This window comes from Marinobacter sp. LQ44 (genome assembly GCF_001447155.2).
GTDB lineage: Bacteria > Pseudomonadota > Gammaproteobacteria > Pseudomonadales > Oleiphilaceae > Marinobacter.
The window spans coordinates 1024219-1044179 of the sequence record NZ_CP014754.1 but is presented as its reverse complement, the minus strand read 5'-3'; the positions used below and the strand labels follow the sequence as shown (position 1 = coordinate 1044179).

Below are 19961 nucleotides of genomic sequence, written 5' to 3'. Positions count from 1 at the left end.
TTGTCATCATGCCGGTGTTGCCACCGGGCTGCGTGTCCGGTGCTTCGTGCACCGGCAAAAACATTAAACCAGTCGTTTGCGCTCGTTTGAAGGAGGAATGTGCATGGCCTCCCGGTATTTGGCAACGGTGCGCCGGGCCACATTGATGCCCTGATCTCCAAGCATGGCTGCAATCTTGCTGTCGCTCAACGGCTTTTTTGGAGTTTCTTCTGAAATCAGTTTCTTGATCATCGCACGTATTGCGGTGGAGGAACATTCTCCACCCTCAGCGGTACTGACGTGGCTGGAGAAAAAGTACTTCAGCTCGAAGATACCGCGGGGTGTGTGCATATACTTTTGTGTGGTGACCCGTGAAATGGTGGATTCGTGCATTTCCACGGCCTGCGCAATGTCGGAGAGGATCAGCGGTTTCATTGCTTCCTCCCCCTGGTCCAGGAAACCCTGTTGGTGCTCAACAATCCGGGTGGCGACTTTCAGCAGGGTTTCGTTGCGGCTTTGCAGGCTTTTAATGAACCACTTGGCCTCCTGCAGTTGATCCCGCAGGTAGGTGTTATCAGCACTGCTATCCGCGCGGCGGATCAGCGATGCGTAGCTGGCATTGACCCGAATCCTCGGGGCGATCTCCGGGTTGAGCTCAACTCGCCACCGGCCTTCGTGTTTTCGTACGATGACGTCCGGTATCACGTAATCCGGCTCTGCCCGGTCCACCACGTCGCCCGGGCGGGGGTTGAGGCTGGTAATCAGGGCCAGAACCTCGCGCAGCTGATCTTCCTTGAGTCTGCTGCGGCGCAGCAGTTGCGCGTAATCCCGGTTGCCCAGCAGATGCAGGAACTGGGTAACCACCAAGCGGGCCTGTCGAAGCCAGGGAGTATCTGGTGGCAACTGGTTGAGCTGAATCAGCAGGCATTCCTGCAGGTCGCGGGCAAACACACCCGGCGGGTCGAAATGTTGTAGCCGGTGCAGAACCGCTTCCACTTCGTCCAGTTCCAGGGGGTCTTCTTCGGTTTCATCCTGCAGGCCGGAATGGATTTCCTCAATCGGTGAGGTCAGGTAACCGCGTTCGTCCACTGCGTCCATCAGGGCGTGGGCGATGGCCTGGTCACGTTCGCTCATGGGGGTCAGGTTGAGTTGCCATTCCAGGTGGTCCTGGAGGGTTTCTGCCGGCGAATTGCGGGTTTCGAAATCCGATTCGTTCTCGTCTTCGCCTTTGCTGGCTGGCGCCGGTGCAGACTGGTAGATATCGTCCCAGGCGGTGTCTACGGGCAGGTCGTCGGGGATGTTATCCGGTATGTCGGTTTCTGAAGACCAGTCAGGGCCGTTTTCATTTTCATCCCAGTCAGAGGCGGTCTCGGTGGCCGGTTCATCGTGGTCGGAATCCCGGTCTTTGTGCTCGTCCCGGGTATCGGAGTCCGTATCAGGGGTGTCAGACTGCTCGTCATCCTCGGAGGTTTCCAGCATCGGGTTTGACTCCAGTGCCTGCTGGATTTCCTGCTGGAGGTCGAGGGTGGAAAGCTGAAGCAGGCGAATGGCCTGTTGCAGCTGGGGCGTCATGGTCAGACTCTGGCCCATCTTAAGCTGTAATGAGGCTTTCATAACCATGGCTCAAGATCCATAAATCAAGGGTGTCCCGGTAGTGACCTTGCCTGCTGTCAGGCAAAAAAATTGTTGTACGCTGGTTACTTGCCGCTCACTGGTGTCAGTATAAGCAAGTTCTTTGCCGAGTTTACTTGCTACAGATCATCAAAACAATCAGACCTCGGTCGCCGAGGGTTTTTCTTGCGCTCACAGGTGGAACTCATCGCCCAGATAGACTTCCTTGACCTGCTGATTGGCCAGGATGGCTTCTGCGTTGCCGGAGGCGATGATATGGCCGCCGGAGACGATGTAAGCGTTCTCGCAGATATCTAGGGTTTCCCGCACGTTGTGATCGGTGATCAGCACTCCAATGCCCTTGTCCCGCAAATGCCGAATGATGTGTTTGATGTCACTGACTGAAATCGGATCTACCCCGGCGAAGGGTTCATCCAGCAGAATAAACGCCGGTTCCATGGCCAGCGCCCGGGCGATTTCAACTCGCCGTCGCTCGCCACCGGACAGAGCCATACCCAGGCTGTCCCGGATATGGGTGATGTGAAATTCCTCGAGAAGTTCCTCGAGCTTGGCTTCCCGCTCCGGCCGTTTCATGCCCTTTCGCGTCTCCAGAATGGCCATGATGTTGTCGCGCACGGTCAGTTTTCGGAAAACCGAGGCTTCCTGGGGCAGGTAGCCAATGCCTTTGCGCGCCCGGCCATGCATGGGCAGCGGGGTGATGTCCTGGCTGTCAATGGTGATTCGGCCGCGGTCGGAGGGCACAAGCCCGACAATCATGTAAAAACAGGTGGTTTTGCCGGCGCCGTTAGGGCCGAGCAGGCCAACGATTTCTCCAGACCGGATTTCCAGAGATACATCCAGAACCACTTTTTTCTGTTTGTAGCTTTTTGCCAGGTTGCTGGCCCTGAGAACTGCCATCAGTAACCTATTCGTTTATGGGGTTGCTGGAGCTGCGAGGCTGAATCACCATTTCCACCCGGCCAGAGCTTTCTTCCGAAGGCGTGCCGCCTTCTGCCGTGACCACCCGGCGCACGGTGTCGTATTGAATGATGTCACCTCGGAACACATTGTTGCCTTGTTCAATCACCGCCTGGCGTTCGAAGGTGAGCCGGTTTTCCGCCGCCGACCAGGTGATGGTTCTCGCCCGGGCGTCTGTCATGGCCTCGCCTTCCCGTGCCGGCTGGCGATATCGGGCAGGTTCGCCGCTCGCCTCAATCCGGTTGAGGCCCTCGGGACTTCGATACAGCACCACCCGTTCTGCGTTCAGCTGGGTGGCTCCCTGGACCAGTTCAACGTCGCCGGTGTAGATGGCGGTCCCCTCGGTATCGTCGAGGCGGGCCGAATCGGCGCTAACCTTGATGGGGGTGTCGGAGTCCAGATCAAACGCAGATGCCGGGCCGGCCAGTAGCAGTGCCGCCATTATCGACAACAATCGGTGTGTGAGGTTACCTGACGGTTTCATATTGCCCTTCCACCCGGGAATTGAGTTCCAGTATGCGTTCGTTTACCCAGGCTTTCATGCCATTGGCCTGGGTCACGCCAAACGGTTCGGTAATGGTGACCGGTTGATCGGTGTGTACTGTGCCTTGTCGGTTATCCAGGGTCAGCGATTCGGTCTTCAGGGTGGCTTCCGAGTCGTCGGTTTGCCGGAGCACGACAACGTTGCCTGTCAGAATCACCTGATCATCGTCTTGCCGGAGGCTACCTTCATCCGCTTCGATTATCCATGGTGGGGTAGCCTGTTCACTGAAAATCCTGGCCCTTGGGGCGTTCATGGTGGCGTAGTTGGTGTCGTCAAACTGTTCGATTCGGGGGCTGGATATCGACATCTTCAGGTTGCCTTGTTCGTCCCAGGTTGTGTAGCGGCCCTCGATAATAAAACTGTCGGGTTCCGACGGGCCCCTGAGTTCCGCTGCATCGCCCCGCACATTCTCACCTTCCTCGTCCTGCCACATCAGGAAGACAGTGGCGAGAGCCGTGACCGCCAGTGCCAGGGTTCTCGCCAAGGGTTTGCGGGCGATGTTTGACAGCACCTCCGGAATCATGACGGCTCGCCCAGATAGGGGGCCAAAGTTGTTTCCAGCCGGTTCTGCGCCCAGAGTATCAGGTCACAGGTTTCACGCACGGCGCCGTGACCGCCCAGGGCCTGGGTGCAATAGTCGGCATGCTGGCGCACCAGCCAGTAGCCGTTGGGCACGCTGATGCCCAGGCCGGCGAATTTCAGGGCGGGCAGGTCTGGCAAGTCATCTCCCATGTAGGCAATTTGCTCGGGAGCGATATCCATGCCTGCAACCAGTTCCTGTAAAGCAACCTTCTTGTCTTCCCGGCCCTGCATCAGGTGCGGGATGCCGAGGTCGGTCATCCGTTTCTCTGTCAGTGGTGACCGGCGCCCGGTTATGACTGCCACGGTAATGCCGGCCTTCATCAACTGTTTCAGGCCCAGGCCATCCAGTATGTTGAACGCTTTGAGTTCGTCGCCGGCCGCGCTGAAATACAGCCGGCCATCGCTCATGATGCCGTCCACATCCAGGGCGATCAGACGAATCCTGGCGGCTTTTGCCTTAAGCGTGTCGTCCCAGACGGTGTGCATGGGCGGAGCCAGGTCACTCATTAAATCACCCCCGAACGCAGCAGGTCGTGCATGTTGATGGCGCCGACCAGATTGCCATCGTCGTCGGTGACGGGCAGGGCATTGATTTTCATCTCTTCCATGATATTCAGCGCCTCGGCCGCCAGGTGGTCAGCCTGAATGGTTTTGCCGTGGCGGGTCATGACGTCCCGGATCGGAGTGGTGTGAACGTCGACGGATTTGTCCAGAGTCCGGCGCAGGTCGCCATCGGTAAATACGCCGGTCAGGTGACCCTGGGCGTTGACGATGGTGGTCATGCCCAGCCCTTTGCGGCTGATTTCGAGAAGCGCGCCGCTAAGGGTGGTGTCCTCAAGAACTTTGGGAATCTGGTCGCCGGTATGCATGATATCGGAAACCCGCAGCAGCAAGCGCCGTCCCAGGCTGCCGCCCGGGTGAGAGAAGGCAAAGTCTTCGGCGCTGAAGCCGCGGGCCTCCAGCAGGGCCACGGCCAACGCATCGCCCATGACCAGGGTGGCGGTGGTGCTTGACGTCGGGGCCAGGCCGAGCGGGCAGGCCTCTAAGGCAACGCTGACGTCCAGGTTGGCGACCGCCTCCTGAGCCAGAACAGAGTTCGAGTTGCCGGTCATGCTGATCAGCGGTGCCCCCATACGTTTGATCAGGGGCAGAATGGTCACCACTTCGCTGGTGCTGCCACTGTTGGATATGGCAATCACCACATCTTGCGGAGTGATCATGCCCATGTCGCCGTGGCTGGCTTCACCCGGGTGAACAAAAAATGAGGGCGTGCCGGTACTGGCTAATGTGGCTGCAATCTTGTTGCCGATATGGCCGGATTTACCCATGCCGGTTACCACTACCCGGCCTTTGCAGGCCATGATAACGTCGCAGGCTCTGGTGAAGTCGCCGTTGATACGGCCTTCCAGGGCTTCGATAGCTTCCCGCTCTATGCGGATCGCTCGCACTGCAGAGGAGCGGTAGTCGGGGGTGTCTGGAGCGTGTGAATCTGTCATCTCGGCGGATAGTCTGCTCGGTCGGTCTGGTTTGCCCGGCCAAACTCTGGTCATCGGGCGACTGAGCCGTGAGTATATCATTGTTGAGAGGCATGGCAGCCAACGTTCAGGGAAACTGATCATTGCCATCAAGACATTTTACCTAGCTTTAACCGGCTTTTCATTGAGCTGAGGCGGCGCTTGTCATAATGTAGGCGCTCTTTGATCAGGATGGATTATGGCGTCATCTGCATACATAAGCCTTAACGACGTGGTGTTTTCCCGCTCCGGCCGGCGCATATTTGATGGTGTCTCGCTGGATATTCCGAAGGGCAGGATTACCGCGATCATGGGCCCCAGCGGCACCGGCAAGACCACGCTGCTGCGACTGATTGGCGGCCAGTTGCGTCCCGACTCCGGCCAGGTATTGGTGGCAGGTCGGGAGGTGCCGAAGCTCAAGCGCAAGGAATTGTATGCGCTGCGGGAAAAGATGGGCATGTTGTTTCAGAGCGGTGCCCTGTTCACCGACCTCAGTGTGTACGAGAACGTGGCCTTTCCTTTACGGGTTCATACCCGCCTGCCGGAAGACATGATACGGGACATTGTGCTGATGAAGCTCGAAGCGGTGGGCCTTCGTGGTGCACGCGAATTGATGCCTTCGGAGCTGTCTGGCGGAATGACTCGGCGGGTGGCGCTGGCCCGCAGTATCGCACTGGATCCGGAACTGATCATGTACGACGAGCCTTTCGCCGGGCAGGACCCTATTGCCATGGGGGTTCTGGTCAAATTAATCCGTGATCTCAACAGTTCCATGGGCCTGACCAGCGTGCTCGTTTCCCATGACGTGCCGGAATCCCTGAGCATCTGCCACTACGCGTGCATCATTGCGGATGGCAAGGTGATTGGCGAGGGAACCCCGGATGAACTCAGGGCGCACCCCTCGGAGCGGGTTCAGCAGTTTCTGAAAGGCGAGCCGGACGGGCCGGTGCCGTTTCATTATCCGAACAGCGATGCGGCATCTGACTTCGGTATTCGCGGGGGTGGTGCATGATGGATCGCATAGCAGCCCTGGGTCGAACAGGGCTTGACGTTATTGCCTCGCTGGGGCGGGCCTGCCAGTTTCTGGCGGGCGTTGTCGGAGGCGTGCCGAAGCCCTCCGTCGGTTTTCCGCTGCTGGTAAAACAGTTATACGCAGTCGGTGTGCTGTCGCTGGCCATTGTAGTGGTGTCGGGGTTGTTTATCGGCATGGTGCTTGGTCTTCAGGGGTACACTATCCTCAGCGATTTTGGTTCCGAGGCGGCCATCGGCCAGATGATTGCATTGACCCTGGTGCGTGAGCTGGCGCCGGTGGTGGCGGCACTGTTGTTTGCTGGCCGCGCTGGCTCTGCGTTAACCGCAGAGATCGGTTTGATGAAAGCGACCGAGCAGCTCTCCAGTATGGAAATGATGGGGGTCGACCCGTTGCGCCGGGTGATCGCCCCAAGGTTGTGGGCAGGTTTTATTTCACTACCCATTCTGGCCATGATATTCGCGGTGGTTGGCGTTTGGGGCGGTATGTTGGTGGGCGTTGAGTGGCTGGGCGTCTACGAAGGTTCCTATTGGGGCAATATGCAGGCCTCAGTGGACTTTGTGGATGACGTTCTCAACGGGCTGATCAAGAGTGTGGTGTTCGGTTTTGTCTGTGCCTGGATTGCGGTGTACCAGGGCTATGATTGTGTACCGACCTCAGCGGGTATCAGTTCCGCCACCACCAAGACCGTGGTGTATTCATCTTTGGCGGTATTGGGTCTGGATTTCGTGCTGACCGCTGTCATGTTTGGAAATTTCTAACAGGTATTCCAGGAGCCTCTCATGGCACAACGAACAACAGAAATCATCGTCGGTCTGTTTATTATTGCCGGGCTGGCTGCCTTGCTGTTCCTGGCCTTGCAGGTCAGTGGCCTGTCCCCCAAGGCCGCTGGCGCTACTTACAGGCTGCATGCAAACTTTAACGATATCGGTGGGCTTGCGGCCCGAGGCCGGATTTCCATGGCGGGCGTGACGGTAGGCACCATTGAGTCGATCACTCTGGATCGGGAAACTTTTCAGGCCAGGGTGACCATGTCCATTCACAAAGATGTGGACAATATCCCGGCGGACAGTGCAGCAGTAATACGTACATCCGGAATTCTGGGGGAGCAGTACATTGATATATCTGTCGGTGGGGATCTTGAGTCCTTGAAAGAAGGCGATACCTTCTATTCCACCCAATCTGCCATGAATCTGGAACGGATGATCAGCAATTTCGCCTCGGGCCGTTGAGGCGATAGGAATAAACGCACAGGAGATTGCAATGCTTGTTTTGAAACAACGCCTTATACTGATATTTGCCCTGTTTGCAGTAGGGCTTGGCCAGGTCTGGGCGGGGCCGGAAGAAGAGCTTCGGCAATATGTGGATGACAATACCCAGAAGCTGGTAAAAAAGCTTCAGGCGGAGAAGGGCCTCTACGCATCCGACCCGGAAGCTTTTTACGCGAGCATGGATGAAACCCTTGACCAGTTCGTGGATTTCCGTCGCATCGCGGCCCGGGTCATGGGCCGCTACGCCCGGCAGTCGACGCCAGAGCAGCGCGACGACTTCGTCGAGAAATTCAAGCGTAGCCTGTTTGACAGTTATGCCCAGGCGCTGGTGTCGGCCGATGATTTCACCATCCAGGTGAAAGAGGCGTCTATCATGGCCCAAAACAATGATCGCGCGACTGTGCAGATGGAGGTCATCACTTCCTCAGGTAATCGCTATCCGGTCACTTATTCCATGTATCGCACTGCCGAAGGCCGCTGGATGATGGAAAACGTCATCGTTGAGGGTATCAATATCGGCCTGGCTTTCAGAGACCGCTTTGCCCAGGAGATGGAGGCTAATCGGGGTCAGATTCAACTGGTCATCGATGGTTGGAGCGATGCGGTGGAGTCGCTCAATCTGGACGAGGAAATAGACCGGTCATGACCAGTGATGCGCCTGCGGCGATTCTGGATGGTGACACTGTGCGGGTTACCGGGTCGGTTGATGCCGATTCGGTGATCCCGTTGCGTAAACAGGGTGAACGGTTAATTAACGGCGCCCGGGGTCCGCTTACCGTTGACCTTGCGGGGCTGGCCACCGCCCACAGCGCGGTGCTCTCGATGCTTCTATGCTGGCATCGACTGGCGCTCAGTCAGCAAACGTCTCTCACCTTCGAAGGCGCCAGCGACCGCCTGCTGTCGCTGGCTGCACTCAGCAATCTTAAAGATCAGATTCCCGGATTTGCCTCACACAGCTGACCGGCGCCCGGGAATTGGTTACAATTCCGCCCCTGATTTCAATACAGCCGAGGAATCCCTATGGACGCCGCCCAGGTTACCGATCTAGTAAAACAAGCACTGCCCGATTGCGAGGTGCAGGTGCAGGTTGATGGCAACCATTACCTCGTCGTCGCGGTGGGTGAGGTGTTCGAAGGCCTGCCAACCATCAAACGGCAGCAGATGATTAACAAGGTACTGTTCCAGCATATTATGGACGGCACCATTCACGCCCTTCACCCGAAGGCCTACACCCCGAGCGAGTGGGCCGAGCGGCAGGCCAAGGCCTGAACCGAACAGGACAGATATTGTGGATAAACTTCTGATCAGGGGGCGTAAGCCCCTGGATGGCGAGATTCGCATCTCCGGTGCCAAAAACGCAGCGCTGCCAATTCTGGCGGCCACCTTGCTGGCGGATGAGCCAGTGACTGTTGGCAACCTGCCGCACCTTAACGACATCACAACGATGATCGAGCTGCTTGGCCGGATGGGCGTCGAGCTGCTGATTGACGAGAAGATGAGCGTTGAGGTGCACGCCAACACCATCAAACATTTTCACGCGCCCTATGAGCTGGTGAAAACCATGCGTGCCTCCATTCTGGTGCTTGGTCCGCTGGTGGCGCATTTTGGTGAGGCAGAAGTGTCCCTGCCTGGCGGTTGTGCCATAGGTACCCGCCCGGTCAACCTGCACATCCATGGCCTGGAGCTGATGGGTGCAGATATCAAGGTTGAGAACGGTTACATCAAGGCAAAAACCAATGGCCGCCTGAAAGGTGCCCATATCTTTATGGATACGGTGACGGTTACTGGCACCGAAAACCTGTTGATGGCTGCAACCCTGGCTGAGGGGAAAACCATCCTCGAAAACGCCGCCCGGGAACCGGAAGTGGTTGACCTGGCCGAGTGCCTGATTGCCATGGGCGCTGACATCAAGGGCCACGGCACCGCCACGATCGAGATCAATGGCGTAGAGCGACTGCACGGTTGCCACTACAACGTGCTGCCGGATCGCATTGAAACCGGAACCTATCTGGTGGCGGCGGCCGCCACAGGCGGCCGGGTGAAGGTTAAAGATACTCGCGAAGACCTGCTTGAGGCGGTATTACTGAAGCTGGAAGAAGCTGGCGCCCATATCACCACCGGGCCGGACTGGATTGAGCTGGATATGAAGGGTAAGCGCCCGAAGGCGGTTAACCTGCGCACGGCGCCATACCCCGCCTTTCCGACGGATATGCAAGCCCAGTTTGCGGCGATGAACGCCGTTGCCGAGGGCACGGGGACTATTGTAGAGACGGTCTTTGAAAACCGCTTTATGCACCTGCAGGAGCTGATTCGCATGGGCGCGGATATCACTCTGGAAGGTAATGCCGCCATCATTAAAGGTGTGGAGCATCTGACAGGCGCGCCGGTTATGGCCACGGATCTGCGAGCTTCGGCCAGTCTGGTTATTGCCGGCCTGGTGGCAGATGGCGACACCATTGTTGACCGCATTTACCACATAGACCGCGGCTATGAATGTATTGAGGAAAAACTGCAGCTGCTGGGCGCAAGTATTCGCCGTTTGCCGGCATAATGAACCAACGGGACCCGGAAAGACCCATGACAGATTCCATCACCATCGCCTTGTCAAAGGGACGAATTCTCGAAGAGACCTTGCCGCTGCTGGCGGAGGCCGGTATTGAGCTGGTCGATGACGTGAAGAAGTCCCGCAAGCTGGTGTTCCCGACCACGGATCCGAACGTGCGGATTCTGATTATCCGTGCCACCGATGTGCCCACGTACGTGCAGTATGGCGGGGCCGACCTTGGCGTAACGGGCAAGGATGTGCTGATGGAGCACGGCGGGGAAGGGCTGTATGAGCCGCTGGATCTGAACATTTCCCGCTGCAAGCTGATGACGGCGGGCAAGAAGGGTGAGCAGCCGCCGGCTGGGCGAATCCGGGTGGCCACCAAGTTCGTAAACCTTGCGCGGCGCTATTATGCGGCACAGGGGCGGCAGGCGGATATCATCAAGCTCTACGGGGCGATGGAGTTGGCGCCGATTCTGGATCTGGCGGATGAGATTGTCGATATTGTGGATACGGGCAATACGCTGAAGGCCAATGGGTTGGAGCCTCGGGAGCTGATTGATCATATCAGTTCGCGGTTGGTGGTTAATCGGGCTTCTATGAAGATGAAGCATGGGCAGATTAACCCCATCATCGAGAAGATGGCGGTTGCTGTGGATCGCCGCCGTGGTTCTTTGGAGTAAGGCTTCCTTTTTTGTTGGGTGCATGTCAGCCCTCGGGTAGGCCTTTCCAAAAACCGCTACGAGCACATCCATGTGCGCTTCTCTCAGGCCATCCTTGGCCTTCGAAATTTTTGGAAAGGCCTACCCGATGGCTTTCGTGTACTTTTGAATTTGGAAGCCCCTGAGCTTTGTTGAACATTCCCCGATTCGCTGGCGGGTAATCCAGCGGTTGTAAGTTTTCAATCCAACGCAGGATTAACGAGATGAACGACAGAATCACCAGACTGACGACAACCCAGAGCGACTTTGACGGTGCGCTGGCCAAACTGTTGGCGTGGGATGACAGTGTTGACCATCAGGTGAATGAGTCGGTTCGGCATATTCTGCGTGAGGTGAAAACCCGTGGCGATGCGGCGGTTCTGGAGTTTACCGAGCAGTTTGACCGGTTGAAGGTCGGCTCCATGGCGGAGCTGGAGATGGACAAGAGCCGGCTTCAGGAAGCATTGGAGCGGATTCCTCAGGATCAGCGGGTGGCTTTGGAGAAAGCGGCTGAGCGGGTTCGGGATTATCATGAGCGGCAGAATCAGCAGTCGTGGCAGTACGAAGACGACGACGGAACGCTTCTTGGGCAGAAGGTGACGCCGCTGGATCGGGCGGGTTTGTACGTGCCCGGTGGTAAGGCGGCGTATCCGTCTTCGGTTCTGATGAATGCCATTCCCGCGAAGGTGGCGGGTGTCGGTGAGTTGATCATGGTGGTGCCGACGCCGGATGGTGTGGTGAACGACATGGTGCTTGCGGCTGCCGCGATTGCCGGGGTTGATCGGGTGTTCACGCTTGGCGGTGCGCAAGCTGTGGCGGCGCTGGCCTACGGTACCGAGACTGTGCCGGCAGTGGACAAGATTGTGGGCCCGGGGAATATTTTTGTGGCCACGGCCAAGCGGGAAGTGTTCGGGGTTGTGGGTATCGATATGATTGCCGGCCCGTCGGAGATCCTGGTGATCTGCGATGGCAAGACCGATCCGGACTGGATTGCCATGGATCTGTTTTCCCAGGCTGAGCACGACGAGCAGGCCCAGAGTATTCTGATCAGTCCGGATGCGGCTTTTCTGGATGCGGTGGAAGCCAGCATTAACAAGCTGCTGCCGACCATGGAACGGGAGGAGATTATCCGCACGTCCATGATCGGCCGTGGTGCGCTGATTCACGTGGCCGATTTGAAAGAAGCGGCGGAAGTTTCCAACCGGATTGCTCCTGAGCACCTGGAGCTGTCGGTGGAAGACCCACAGGCGATGTTGGACGACATTCGCCACGCCGGTGCTATTTTTATGGGCCGTTACACCGCCGAAGCTCTCGGTGACTACTGCGCCGGCCCGAACCACGTACTGCCTACCAGCGGTACGGCAAGGTTCAGCTCGCCGCTAGGCGTTTACGATTTCCAGAAACGCTCCTCCCTGATCGGCTTCAGCCCCGAGGGTGCCGACCGGATGGGTCGCGTAGCCTCTGTGCTGGCGCGCGGTGAAGGACTGACGGCTCACGCCCGTTCAGCGGAGTACCGTATCAATGAGTAAGTTCTGGAGCGCGCTGGTCAGCGAATTGCAGCCGTATGTGCCGGGTGAACAGCCGAAAATGGCCAACCTGGTAAAGCTGAACACCAACGAAAATCCCTTCGGTCCATCCCCGAAGGTGATTGCAGCCATTCAGTCTGAGCTGAATGACGACCTTCGCTTGTACCCGGACCCGGAAGGGCAGGCGTTGAAAGAAGCGATTGCTGCCTATCACGCGGATCACGGTATTTCCGCCAAGCAGGTGTTCGTGGGTAACGGTTCCGATGAGGTTCTGGCGCACATCTTTCAGGGCCTGCTTAAACACGATAAGCCCATCCTGTTTCCGGATATCACCTACAGCTTCTACCCGGTGTACTGCGGTCTGTATCAGATCGAAAGCGACGTCATCCCGTTGACGGAAAGCTTCGAAATCAACCCGGACGATTACAAACGCCCCAACGGCGGCATCATCTTCCCGAACCCAAATGCTCCGACTGGCCGTTATTTGGGGCTGGAGCATGTGGAAGACATCCTGCAAGCCAACCCGGATAGCGTAGTGGTGGTGGATGAAGCCTATGTAGACTTCGGTGGTGAAACGGCTATTTCACTGGTCAACCGCTATCCGAACCTGTTAGTCAGCCAGACTCTGTCCAAGGCCCGGTCTCTTGCTGGTCTTCGGGTAGGCTTTGCCGTGGGTAATGAGGAATTGATCGAAGCGTTGAATCGGGTAAAAGACAGCTTCAACTCATATCCGCTCGATCGCCTTGCTCTGGTTGGCGCGATCGCCGCATTTGAGGACCTAGAGTGGTTTGAGAAATGTTGTGGTGGTGTGATTGACGAGCGTGAACGCGTAACCTCTGAACTGGAGCGCCTTGGCTTTGAAGTTCTGCCCTCAAAAGCAAACTTTGTCTTTGCCCGGCACCCGAGCCACGAAGGTGCCGATATTGCCGCCAAGCTGAGAGAGCAGGGCATTATCGTTCGTCACTTCAATAAGCCGCGGATTAGCGACTTCCTGCGAATTACCATTGGCACCAGAGACCAAAACAGTTCTTTGATCAAAGGCCTGGCTTTTCTTTAAGCTGGCGCAACACTCGAACGAGGAATCGGCGCGCATAAAGTTCGGCTGCAAGGTGCAGGATGGCCTTTCCAAAAATTTCGAAGGCCAAGGATGGCCTGAGAGAAGCGCACATGGATGTGCTCGTAGCGGTTTTTGGAAAGGCCATCCTGCACATTGCTTCCCCATGAACTGAGTGCGCCGATCCGACCTCAGAAGCACCGCACGATGGGGAGGCAAGCACAAACATGGCAAACCGAAACGAGATCCTCGCCAAAATCAACGAATGGCTTCAGCCGGAAGGTTTTCAGGACTACGCCCCGAACGGTCTGCAAGTAGAGGGTAGCGAGAACGTACGCGTTGTCGTGTCCGGGGTAACCGCATCGCAGGCGTTGATCGACGAAGCGGTGAAACATAACGCCGATATGATTCTGGCCCACCACGGCTACTTCTGGAAAGGCGAGGACCAGACCATCCGCGGCATGAAAAAGAACCGCATCAAACAGTTGCTGGATAACGAGATCAATCTGGTGGCATACCACCTGCCGCTCGATGACCACCCTGAATACGGCAATAACCGCCAACTCGCCAATGTCCTGAATATCCAGAACCCCGCGCCGATCGGCGGACTGGTTTGGCAGGGTGAGCTTTCCGAGCCAATGACTCCGGAAACGTTTGGTCTCCACATCGCCAGAGCCCTTCACCGGCAGCCACTTCATGTTGGTAATGGCCCCGAAAAAATCGAAACCGTAGCCTGGTGCACTGGTGCTGCCCAGGGGTTCATCAACATAGCCTTGAATGCGGGTGTTGATGCTTATATCAGCGGTGAAATTTCCGAGCCCACGACGCATACAGCCAGGGAATGCGGAATCCACTACTACGCGGCTGGTCACCATGCAACTGAACGCTATGGCGTCCAGGCGTTGGGAGAGGCGTTGGCCAGAGAATTTGGTGTGAGGCACCAGTTCGTCGATTGTGATAACCCGGTATAGAGTATTGGTTGGTTCTCGTCGGAAACCCTCACAAATGTTCCGAGGCTATCTGATTTCGTGGGTCGTGGGAGGTCTCGGTGGAGTCAGGTTGGTCAGTCAGGGGGTAGGGCTTCCAAAAATGTGCGGAGCCATGGATGGCGGAGCAGAAGCGCCACATGGATGTGCCGAAGGAGCGGTTTTTGGAAGCCCTACCCCCTGACTGACCATGCACAGAGCCAGAAGGCTATTTAAGGTAAGGCTCCAAGCCAAAACTCCCGTCTGGCGCTGGAACTAGGAGCTCAAGCAGACCGCTTGGTACCATCCGCATTCAGGCCATAATCTTCGGCCAACGTGCCTTTGTCCTCAGGATCAGCCTTCGGCGCATAATCCCGTGGTGGCTCTGAGTTTTCATCACTGCCGTGCTCCAACCGGCCAGAGCCGTCCTGTCCAAGCTCTTCCAGCCAGTCCTCATCATTGCAAAGCCGGTTCGCGCCACGGGCCATATGCTGATTCACATCGCGATAGGCATCATTAAACCGGCGCAGCAAATGCGCAGACTCCATGAAATGCTCATTCACCTGTGCCTGATAGCGAGTAAACTCACTGCGCAATTCTTCAATCTGCTGCTCTGCCCGGCGCTGCCGAAGTGTTGCTCCCTGGCCCGAGCGGCCCACCAGAATCCCGATGACAATGCCAACCACCAACGCGGCTACGGCCGCCAGAATCAGGTTTGTCATATAAAAACGTCCTTTCGTTGCATGCGAGTGAGCTAATCCTCATTCAAAGAGTATAACTCCCCTGACTGATTGAGCCCATGGCCAGGCACTGAGCGAATCGTCGTATTGCCCTGGTGTCCCGTCTGGCTAAGGAATGAGCCGGGCGGGATACTAGCACCCGCCCGGCGTGGCGAAAAAGTGCGAAATAAGCGACAATACCGCGCCGAAAATCCAACACCATTACAATCCCGGGAAACCCTGATGACAGCAGCCATGTCTTCTGAAACCGTCGCGAACCTGAGCCCTTGGGAGCGTTACCAGAAGGATCTTGAACGCCCGGACTTTCACAAAGACCCGGCCCAGGAAGATGCCGTCCTACGCCTTCAGTCACTGTACGACAAACTGGTCGATGCCGAAAGTGGGCGCCAGAAAGGTCTGGCAAAGCTGCGCCGTAAATTGAAAAAGGGCAAGGAAGACCCGGTCAAGGGGCTGTATTTCTGGGGTGGTGTCGGCCGCGGCAAGACCTATCTGATGGACACTTTCTATGAAGCGTTGCCGTTTGATCGCAAAATGCGGGTGCATTTTCATCGCTTCATGCAGCGGGTTCACAACGAACTGAAGCAGCTCAAGGGCGAGAAAAATCCGCTGGACAGGGTGGCCAAAAAGTTTGCGGATGAGACCCGTGTCATCTGCTTTGATGAGTTCTTCGTCTCCGATATCGGCGATGCGATGATTCTCGCTACGCTGATGGATGGCCTGTTTGGTCGCGGTGTTACGCTCGTGTGCACATCGAACATCGTGCCTGATGGCCTCTATAAGGATGGCTTGCAACGGGCCCGTTTCCTGCCGGCGATCGAGCTGGTAAAGCAGCATACCGATGTGGTGAACGTCGACGGCGGCGTGGACTACCGGTTGAGAACCCTTGAGCAGGCAGAGCTTTACCATTGCCCGTTGGACGATCAGGCCGATGTGAGCCTGCGCACCAGCTTTGATGCCCTGGCGGTCGAGGCAGGCAAGCACAGCAAAACCATGGAAATCAACGGCCGCAAAATTCCGGCGGAGGCCCACGCAGACGACGTGGTGTGGTTTGATTTCAAATCCGTGTGCGATGGCCCACGCAGCCAGAACGACTACATCGAAATGGCGCGTCAGTTCCACGCCATCATCATCAGCAACGTGCCTCAGCTTGGTAAAAACAATGACGACCAGGCTCGTCGATTTATCAATATGATTGACGAGTTCTACGACCGAAACGTCAAAGTCATCATCTCGGCAGCCGCCCCGATCACCGAGCTCTACACCGGCGGCCGCCTGAGCTTCGAATTCGAGCGCACCGAATCCCGCCTGCTGGAAATGCAATCCCGGGAATACCTGGAAGCGCCCCATAAGCCATAGGGTCTGTCCCCGAACGGGGACTGACCCATTTTGGAACCCAGCTCCAGAAAAGAGGTCTGTCAAAGGGTCTGTCCCCGAACGGGGACTGACCCATTTTGGAATCCAGCTCCACAAAAGAGGTCTGTCAAAGGGTCTGTCCCCGAACGGGGACTGACCCATTTTAGAGCCCAGCTTCATAAAAGTGGGTCAGTCCCCCTCCGGGGACAGACCCGTTACCAAGAGAGGTCACAAATGAGCCAAGACAACGTAGTCATCGTAAGCGGCGTACGCACTCCCATGGGCGGATTTATGGGCAGTCTCGCCCCTGTATCCGCCCCCGAACTGGGCGCTATTTCCATTGCCGAAGCCGTCAAGCGCGCTGGCCTGCAGCCCGCGGATATTCAGGAAGTCATCATGGGTAACGTGCTACCTGCCGGTCTCAAGCAGGGCCCGGCCCGCCAGGCCATGCGCAAGGCCGGCCTGCCGGACAGCACGGGTGCCACCACCATCAACAAGCTGTGCGGCTCGGGCATGAAAGCGGCCATGCTGGCGCATGACCTGATCAAGGCAGGCACCAACGACATCATGGTCGCTGGCGGTATGGAAAGCATGTCCAACGCGCCTTACGTGCTGCTTGGTGCCCGCCAGGGCTACCGTATGGGGCCTGGTCAGGCTCCGGAGGATCATATGTTCCTGGACGGTCTGGAAGATGCGGAAACCGGTCGGCTGATGGGTTCTTTTGCCCAGGAAATGGCGGACAAAAAGGGCTATAGCCGGGAAGATATGGATGAGTACGCCATCCAGTCACTGACCCGTGCCAAGAAAGCGATTGAGGAAGGCCTGCTTAAAGACGAGATCATTCCGGTTACCGTTAAAACCCGCAAGGGCGAGGTGGTTGTTGAAGATGATGAGCAGCCACACGCGGCCAATATTGAGAAAATCCCGACCCTGCGCCCGGCATTTGCCAAAGATGGCACCGTGACTGCAGCAAACGCTTCCTCTATTTCTGACGGATCTTCCGCTCTGGTTCTGATGCGTGAGTCCGAAGCGGAAAAACGCGGCCTGAAGCCGATGGCCCGTATCGTGGCCCATAGCACCCAGTCTCAGCACCCGAGTGAGTTCACCTGCGCCCCGGTGGGCGCCATTGAAACGCTGTTCAAGAAAACCGGCTGGACCAAAGACGACGTTGATCTTTTCGAAATCAATGAAGCCTTCGCCATGGTTGCCATGATGCCGATCAAAGAGCTCGGTCTGGACCCGGCCAAGGTAAACGTGCACGGCGGCGCCTGCGCCCAGGGTCATCCGGTAGGCTCCACCGGCTCCCGCCTGCTGGTAACTCTGATGCATGCCCTCAAGCACTACGGAAAGAAAAAGGGCGTTGCCGCACTGTGTATTGGCGGGGGTGAAGCCACCGCCATGGCCATCGAAGTTCTGTAATACAGTCAAAGTGGTTGCACTCCCGAATCTTGTCTATAGTGAGGGAGTGCGAGAACACGGCTAAACGGAGAGTGACAGCAAAATCATACTTTTGACTGATCAAAGCCCCCAAAGGCCTTAGCTATAGTGCAAGCATCACGGCACTGTATGCACAGCCGCCAAGACACCAAAATCAGAACAACCGAGCAGCGACTCAGAACAACAACGGAGTAGCCTTCCAATGACAAGAAAAACTCAACCGTGGCAGCGTTGGACCAAGTTACCGCTTGCCGTCGCCATAGCCGCCGGCGTATCCGCCCCGGCCTCTGCTATATCCTTTTATGTGGGAGATGTTGAAGCGCAGTTCAATACCACGTTGTCAGCTGGTGTGGGTTGGAGAACTCAAGATCGGGACAGGCGCCTGATTGGTCAGGGCAACCTTGGCCCCGAGTACGCTCCGGGTCAGCCGCTTGCCAATATTGGTGCGTCCACCAACAACTATGACGACGGTAACCTGAACTTTGATAAAGGCGATACCTACTCGAAGATTGTTAAAGGTAACAGTGAGTTGTTCCTTGATTACTCCGTGGACAGCAACGTTCTGACTCGCGTGGGTGGTCTGGTACGTGGTCGTTACTGGTATGACTTCGAACTGAAAGATGAAGGCCGGGCGACTGACGATGTAGGGCAGCAGCGAGAGCTGAATGACCGCGCCAAGGCCAATGCTTCCGGTGGTGAAATACTCGATGCGTACGTTTTTACCGACTGGTATGTTGCCAACATGCCGGTCAGTGCCCGTTACGGCAAGCAAGTAGTCAGCTGGGGTGAGAGTACCTTTATCCAGGGTGGTATCAATACCATCAACCCCATTGATGTACCTGCCTTCCGTGCCCCAGGGTCAGAATTGAAAGACGCGCTTCTGCCAGTAGAAATGTTTTATGTTTCTGTTGGCCTGACAGATACGGTTTCTGTTGAGGCGTTCGTGCAAGCGGATTGGGAGCCTGTTCGCCCAGACGATTGTGGTACCTTCTTCTCCACCAATGACTTCGCCGCTGACGGTTGCGGCCCGGTGTTATTGGCTGGCCAGTTGCCGGACTCGCAGGCATTGGCCCAGGGCTTTGTTGCACCGCGTCTGGCCGATAAAGAGGCAGATTCCAAAGACCAGTTCGGTGTGGCATTCCGGTGGTACGTTCCCTCGCTGAACGACTCTGAATTCGGGTTTTACTACATCAAGTACAACAGCCGGCTTCCATATGTGAGTGGTGTGGTTAATAACCCGGCATCCCCGAGTGGCACGCAGCAGAACGACCCGAATTTACCGAACTCAACGTTCCCGAGCTACTTTATAGAGTATCCGGAGAACATTAATCTGTACGGCATTAGCGTCAACACGACCACCCCCGGAGGCTGGTCGCTTGGTGCGGAGTACAGCTTCCGCGAGAACGTTCCAATTCAGTGGAACGCGTTTGAATTGCTTCTCGGTGGCGTGCAATCGCGTACTGCCGCAGATGGCAACCAGACCCCGTTGAGCTTGCTGGAGCGTCAGCGCCTGGCAGAGTCCGGTGGCGGCAATCTTGCCGGCAAGGTTGTGGATGGTTATGACCGCTTTAAGGTTTCGCAGGCTCAGTTCACGCTGATCAAGTTCTTCGACCAAGTGATGGGCGCTAGTCGTTTGTCTTTGATCACGGAATTTGGTGCCACCTACGTCCATGATCTGCCAGACTATTCCGAAGCACGTTATGGCCGCTCGGGCACCTTCGGTGTTGGGCAGATTCCGTTGGAATCGCTCGGCGGTGCGGATGTCTGTGCTGGTGGAGCTAATATCAACACCAATTACTGCAACAACGAAGGCTTCACTACTTCGTTCTCCTGGGGCTACCGTTCGCGCCTGGTGTGGGATTACCCCAACGTATTTGCGGGTATCAACCTGTCGCCGCAATTGGCGTGGAGCCACGACGTGAAAGGTTATGCGCCTCAGCCAGGCGGCGCCTTCAACGAGGGTAACAAGGCAATCGGCCTGTCCCTGGAGGCGGTTTACCAGAACAAAATCACCGGCAACATTGGTTACACAAACTTTTTCGGTGGCAAGCCGTATAACGAGTTGACCGACCGTGATTTCGTGAGTGCTAGCGTCTCCTACTCATTCTGAACCGGACCGAATTCGTTTAAC

Annotated in this window: 21 protein-coding genes; 14 read left to right on the top strand and 7 right to left on the bottom strand. The window is 56.8% G+C overall.

All coding sequences use genetic code 11. The annotated features are described in order from the left end of the window. Positions 1 to 63: 63 nt before the first annotated feature. From ASQ50_RS04870 to ASQ50_RS04845, 6 genes are all read right to left on the bottom strand, one after another. Positions 64 to 1593, bottom strand: coding sequence for an RNA polymerase factor sigma-54 (locus ASQ50_RS04870; RefSeq protein ID WP_058092223.1), 1530 nt, complete (start codon positions 1591 to 1593; stop codon positions 64 to 66). Positions 1594 to 1782: 189 nt separating this feature from the next. Further along, positions 1783 to 2508 (bottom strand): LPS export ABC transporter ATP-binding protein, encoded by a 726-nt coding sequence (gene lptB, locus ASQ50_RS04865; protein WP_058092020.1) that lies wholly within the window; start codon positions 2506 to 2508, stop codon positions 1783 to 1785. A gap of 7 nt (positions 2509 to 2515) precedes the next feature. Beyond that, entirely contained in the window at positions 2516 to 3052 is a 537-nt protein-coding gene (gene lptA, locus ASQ50_RS04860; protein ID WP_058092019.1) for a lipopolysaccharide transport periplasmic protein LptA, read from the bottom strand. Continuing rightward, positions 3036 to 3635 (bottom strand): LPS export ABC transporter periplasmic protein LptC, encoded by a 600-nt coding sequence (gene lptC, locus ASQ50_RS04855; RefSeq protein WP_082888436.1) that lies wholly within the window; start codon positions 3633 to 3635, stop codon positions 3036 to 3038. Before lptC ends, lptA begins: the two co-directional genes overlap by 17 nt. After that, positions 3632 to 4201 carry a 3-deoxy-manno-octulosonate-8-phosphatase KdsC gene (gene kdsC, locus ASQ50_RS04850; RefSeq protein ID WP_058092018.1) on the bottom strand — a complete coding sequence of 190 codons (570 nt, stop codon included), beginning with the start codon at positions 4199 to 4201 and terminating at the stop codon, positions 3632 to 3634. The genes lptC and kdsC overlap by 4 nt, the downstream gene beginning before the upstream one ends. Next, a complete protein-coding gene (locus ASQ50_RS04845; RefSeq protein WP_058092017.1) occupies positions 4201 to 5190 on the bottom strand; it encodes a KpsF/GutQ family sugar-phosphate isomerase in 990 nt (329 codons plus the stop codon). Before ASQ50_RS04845 ends, kdsC begins: the two co-directional genes overlap by 1 nt. 217 nt (positions 5191 to 5407) lie before the next feature. On the opposite strand from ASQ50_RS04845, the gene ASQ50_RS04840 reads away from it, so the two are divergent. From ASQ50_RS04840 to ASQ50_RS04790, 11 genes are all read left to right on the top strand, one after another. Next, a complete protein-coding gene (locus ASQ50_RS04840) occupies positions 5408 to 6220 on the top strand; it encodes an ABC transporter ATP-binding protein (RefSeq protein WP_058092016.1) in 813 nt (270 codons plus the stop codon). Continuing rightward, positions 6217 to 6999: a lipid asymmetry maintenance ABC transporter permease subunit MlaE gene (gene mlaE, locus ASQ50_RS04835; protein WP_058092015.1), complete on the top strand. Its 783-nt coding sequence runs from the start codon at positions 6217 to 6219 to the stop codon at positions 6997 to 6999. The genes ASQ50_RS04840 and mlaE overlap by 4 nt, the downstream gene beginning before the upstream one ends. Positions 7000 to 7020: 21 nt before the next feature. Then, positions 7021 to 7470, top strand: a complete 450-nt coding sequence (mlaD, locus tag ASQ50_RS04830) for an outer membrane lipid asymmetry maintenance protein MlaD (RefSeq protein ID WP_058092014.1) — start codon at positions 7021 to 7023, stop codon at positions 7468 to 7470. A gap of 31 nt (positions 7471 to 7501) precedes the next feature. After that, a complete protein-coding gene (locus ASQ50_RS04825; RefSeq protein ID WP_058092013.1) occupies positions 7502 to 8155 on the top strand; it encodes a phospholipid-binding protein MlaC in 654 nt (217 codons plus the stop codon). Further along, positions 8152 to 8469, top strand: a complete 318-nt coding sequence (locus ASQ50_RS04820; protein ID WP_058092012.1) for a lipid asymmetry maintenance protein MlaB — start codon at positions 8152 to 8154, stop codon at positions 8467 to 8469. The genes ASQ50_RS04825 and ASQ50_RS04820 overlap by 4 nt, the downstream gene beginning before the upstream one ends. 60 nt (positions 8470 to 8529) lie before the next feature. Further along, positions 8530 to 8778, top strand: coding sequence for a BolA family protein (locus tag ASQ50_RS04815; protein ID WP_058092011.1), 249 nt, complete (start codon positions 8530 to 8532; stop codon positions 8776 to 8778). A gap of 19 nt (positions 8779 to 8797) precedes the next feature. Next, positions 8798 to 10060 (top strand): UDP-N-acetylglucosamine 1-carboxyvinyltransferase, encoded by a 1263-nt coding sequence (murA, locus tag ASQ50_RS04810; RefSeq protein WP_058092010.1) that lies wholly within the window; start codon positions 8798 to 8800, stop codon positions 10058 to 10060. A 26-nt stretch (positions 10061 to 10086) separates the two neighbouring features. Next, entirely contained in the window at positions 10087 to 10737 is a 651-nt protein-coding gene (gene hisG, locus ASQ50_RS04805) for an ATP phosphoribosyltransferase (RefSeq protein WP_058092009.1), read from the top strand. A 242-nt stretch (positions 10738 to 10979) separates the two neighbouring features. After that, entirely contained in the window at positions 10980 to 12284 is a 1305-nt protein-coding gene (gene hisD / locus ASQ50_RS04800) for a histidinol dehydrogenase (protein ID WP_058092008.1), read from the top strand. Then, entirely contained in the window at positions 12277 to 13338 is a 1062-nt protein-coding gene (gene hisC / locus ASQ50_RS04795; protein WP_058092007.1) for a histidinol-phosphate transaminase, read from the top strand. Before hisD ends, hisC begins: the two co-directional genes overlap by 8 nt. A 224-nt stretch (positions 13339 to 13562) precedes the next feature. After that, positions 13563 to 14306 carry a Nif3-like dinuclear metal center hexameric protein gene (locus tag ASQ50_RS04790; RefSeq protein WP_058092006.1) on the top strand — a complete coding sequence of 248 codons (744 nt, stop codon included), beginning with the start codon at positions 13563 to 13565 and terminating at the stop codon, positions 14304 to 14306. A gap of 278 nt (positions 14307 to 14584) precedes the next feature. Here ASQ50_RS04790 and ASQ50_RS04785 read toward each other — a convergent pair whose 3' ends face one another. Continuing rightward, the gene (locus ASQ50_RS04785) at positions 14585 to 15022 is read right to left on the bottom strand and encodes a YhcB family protein (RefSeq protein WP_058092005.1); all 438 of its coding nucleotides are present in this window, start codon (positions 15020 to 15022) and stop codon (positions 14585 to 14587) included. A 276-nt stretch (positions 15023 to 15298) separates the two neighbouring features. Between ASQ50_RS04785 and zapE the strand changes: the two genes are divergently transcribed. The 3 genes from zapE to ASQ50_RS04770 all read left to right on the top strand — a co-directional run bounded on the left by zapE (position 15299) and on the right by ASQ50_RS04770 (position 19940). Continuing rightward, positions 15299 to 16396 (top strand): cell division protein ZapE, encoded by a 1098-nt coding sequence (gene zapE, locus ASQ50_RS04780; RefSeq protein WP_227513322.1) that lies wholly within the window; start codon positions 15299 to 15301, stop codon positions 16394 to 16396. Between the two features lie 231 nt (positions 16397 to 16627). Then, positions 16628 to 17812 (top strand): thiolase family protein, encoded by a 1185-nt coding sequence (locus tag ASQ50_RS04775; protein ID WP_058092003.1) that lies wholly within the window; start codon positions 16628 to 16630, stop codon positions 17810 to 17812. Positions 17813 to 18032: 220 nt separating this feature from the next. Further along, positions 18033 to 19940, top strand: a complete 1908-nt coding sequence (locus ASQ50_RS04770) for a DUF1302 domain-containing protein (protein WP_058092002.1) — start codon at positions 18033 to 18035, stop codon at positions 19938 to 19940. Positions 19941 to 19961 lie beyond the last annotated feature (21 nt).

What these genes read in the sequence shown, in the direction of transcription:
- ASQ50_RS04820 (WP_058092012.1), top strand. Translation starts at nt 8,152, where the DNA reads ATGACCAGTGATGCGCCTGCGGCGATTCTGGATGGTGACACTGTGCGG.
- lptC (WP_082888436.1), bottom strand. Translation starts at nt 3,635, where the DNA reads ATGATTCCGGAGGTGCTGTCAAACATCGCCCGCAAACCCTTGGCGAGA.
- ASQ50_RS04815 (WP_058092011.1), top strand. Translation starts at nt 8,530, where the DNA reads ATGGACGCCGCCCAGGTTACCGATCTAGTAAAACAAGCACTGCCCGAT.
- ASQ50_RS04790 (WP_058092006.1), top strand. Translation starts at nt 13,563, where the DNA reads ATGGCAAACCGAAACGAGATCCTCGCCAAAATCAACGAATGGCTTCAG.
- kdsC (WP_058092018.1), bottom strand. Translation starts at nt 4,201, where the DNA reads ATGAGTGACCTGGCTCCGCCCATGCACACCGTCTGGGACGACACGCTT.
- ASQ50_RS04775 (WP_058092003.1), top strand. Translation starts at nt 16,628, where the DNA reads ATGAGCCAAGACAACGTAGTCATCGTAAGCGGCGTACGCACTCCCATG.
- lptA (WP_058092019.1), bottom strand. Translation starts at nt 3,052, where the DNA reads ATGAAACCGTCAGGTAACCTCACACACCGATTGTTGTCGATAATGGCG.
- hisD (WP_058092008.1), top strand. Translation starts at nt 10,980, where the DNA reads ATGAACGACAGAATCACCAGACTGACGACAACCCAGAGCGACTTTGAC.
- ASQ50_RS04770 (WP_058092002.1), top strand. Translation starts at nt 18,033, where the DNA reads ATGACAAGAAAAACTCAACCGTGGCAGCGTTGGACCAAGTTACCGCTT.
- hisC (WP_058092007.1), top strand. Translation starts at nt 12,277, where the DNA reads ATGAGTAAGTTCTGGAGCGCGCTGGTCAGCGAATTGCAGCCGTATGTG.
- mlaD (WP_058092014.1), top strand. Translation starts at nt 7,021, where the DNA reads ATGGCACAACGAACAACAGAAATCATCGTCGGTCTGTTTATTATTGCC.
- ASQ50_RS04785 (WP_058092005.1), bottom strand. Translation starts at nt 15,022, where the DNA reads ATGACAAACCTGATTCTGGCGGCCGTAGCCGCGTTGGTGGTTGGCATT.
- mlaE (WP_058092015.1), top strand. Translation starts at nt 6,217, where the DNA reads ATGATGGATCGCATAGCAGCCCTGGGTCGAACAGGGCTTGACGTTATT.
- ASQ50_RS04825 (WP_058092013.1), top strand. Translation starts at nt 7,502, where the DNA reads ATGCTTGTTTTGAAACAACGCCTTATACTGATATTTGCCCTGTTTGCA.
- ASQ50_RS04840 (WP_058092016.1), top strand. Translation starts at nt 5,408, where the DNA reads ATGGCGTCATCTGCATACATAAGCCTTAACGACGTGGTGTTTTCCCGC.
- lptB (WP_058092020.1), bottom strand. Translation starts at nt 2,508, where the DNA reads ATGGCAGTTCTCAGGGCCAGCAACCTGGCAAAAAGCTACAAACAGAAA.
- ASQ50_RS04845 (WP_058092017.1), bottom strand. Translation starts at nt 5,190, where the DNA reads ATGACAGATTCACACGCTCCAGACACCCCCGACTACCGCTCCTCTGCA.
- ASQ50_RS04870 (WP_058092223.1), bottom strand. Translation starts at nt 1,593, where the DNA reads ATGAAAGCCTCATTACAGCTTAAGATGGGCCAGAGTCTGACCATGACG.
- hisG (WP_058092009.1), top strand. Translation starts at nt 10,087, where the DNA reads ATGACAGATTCCATCACCATCGCCTTGTCAAAGGGACGAATTCTCGAA.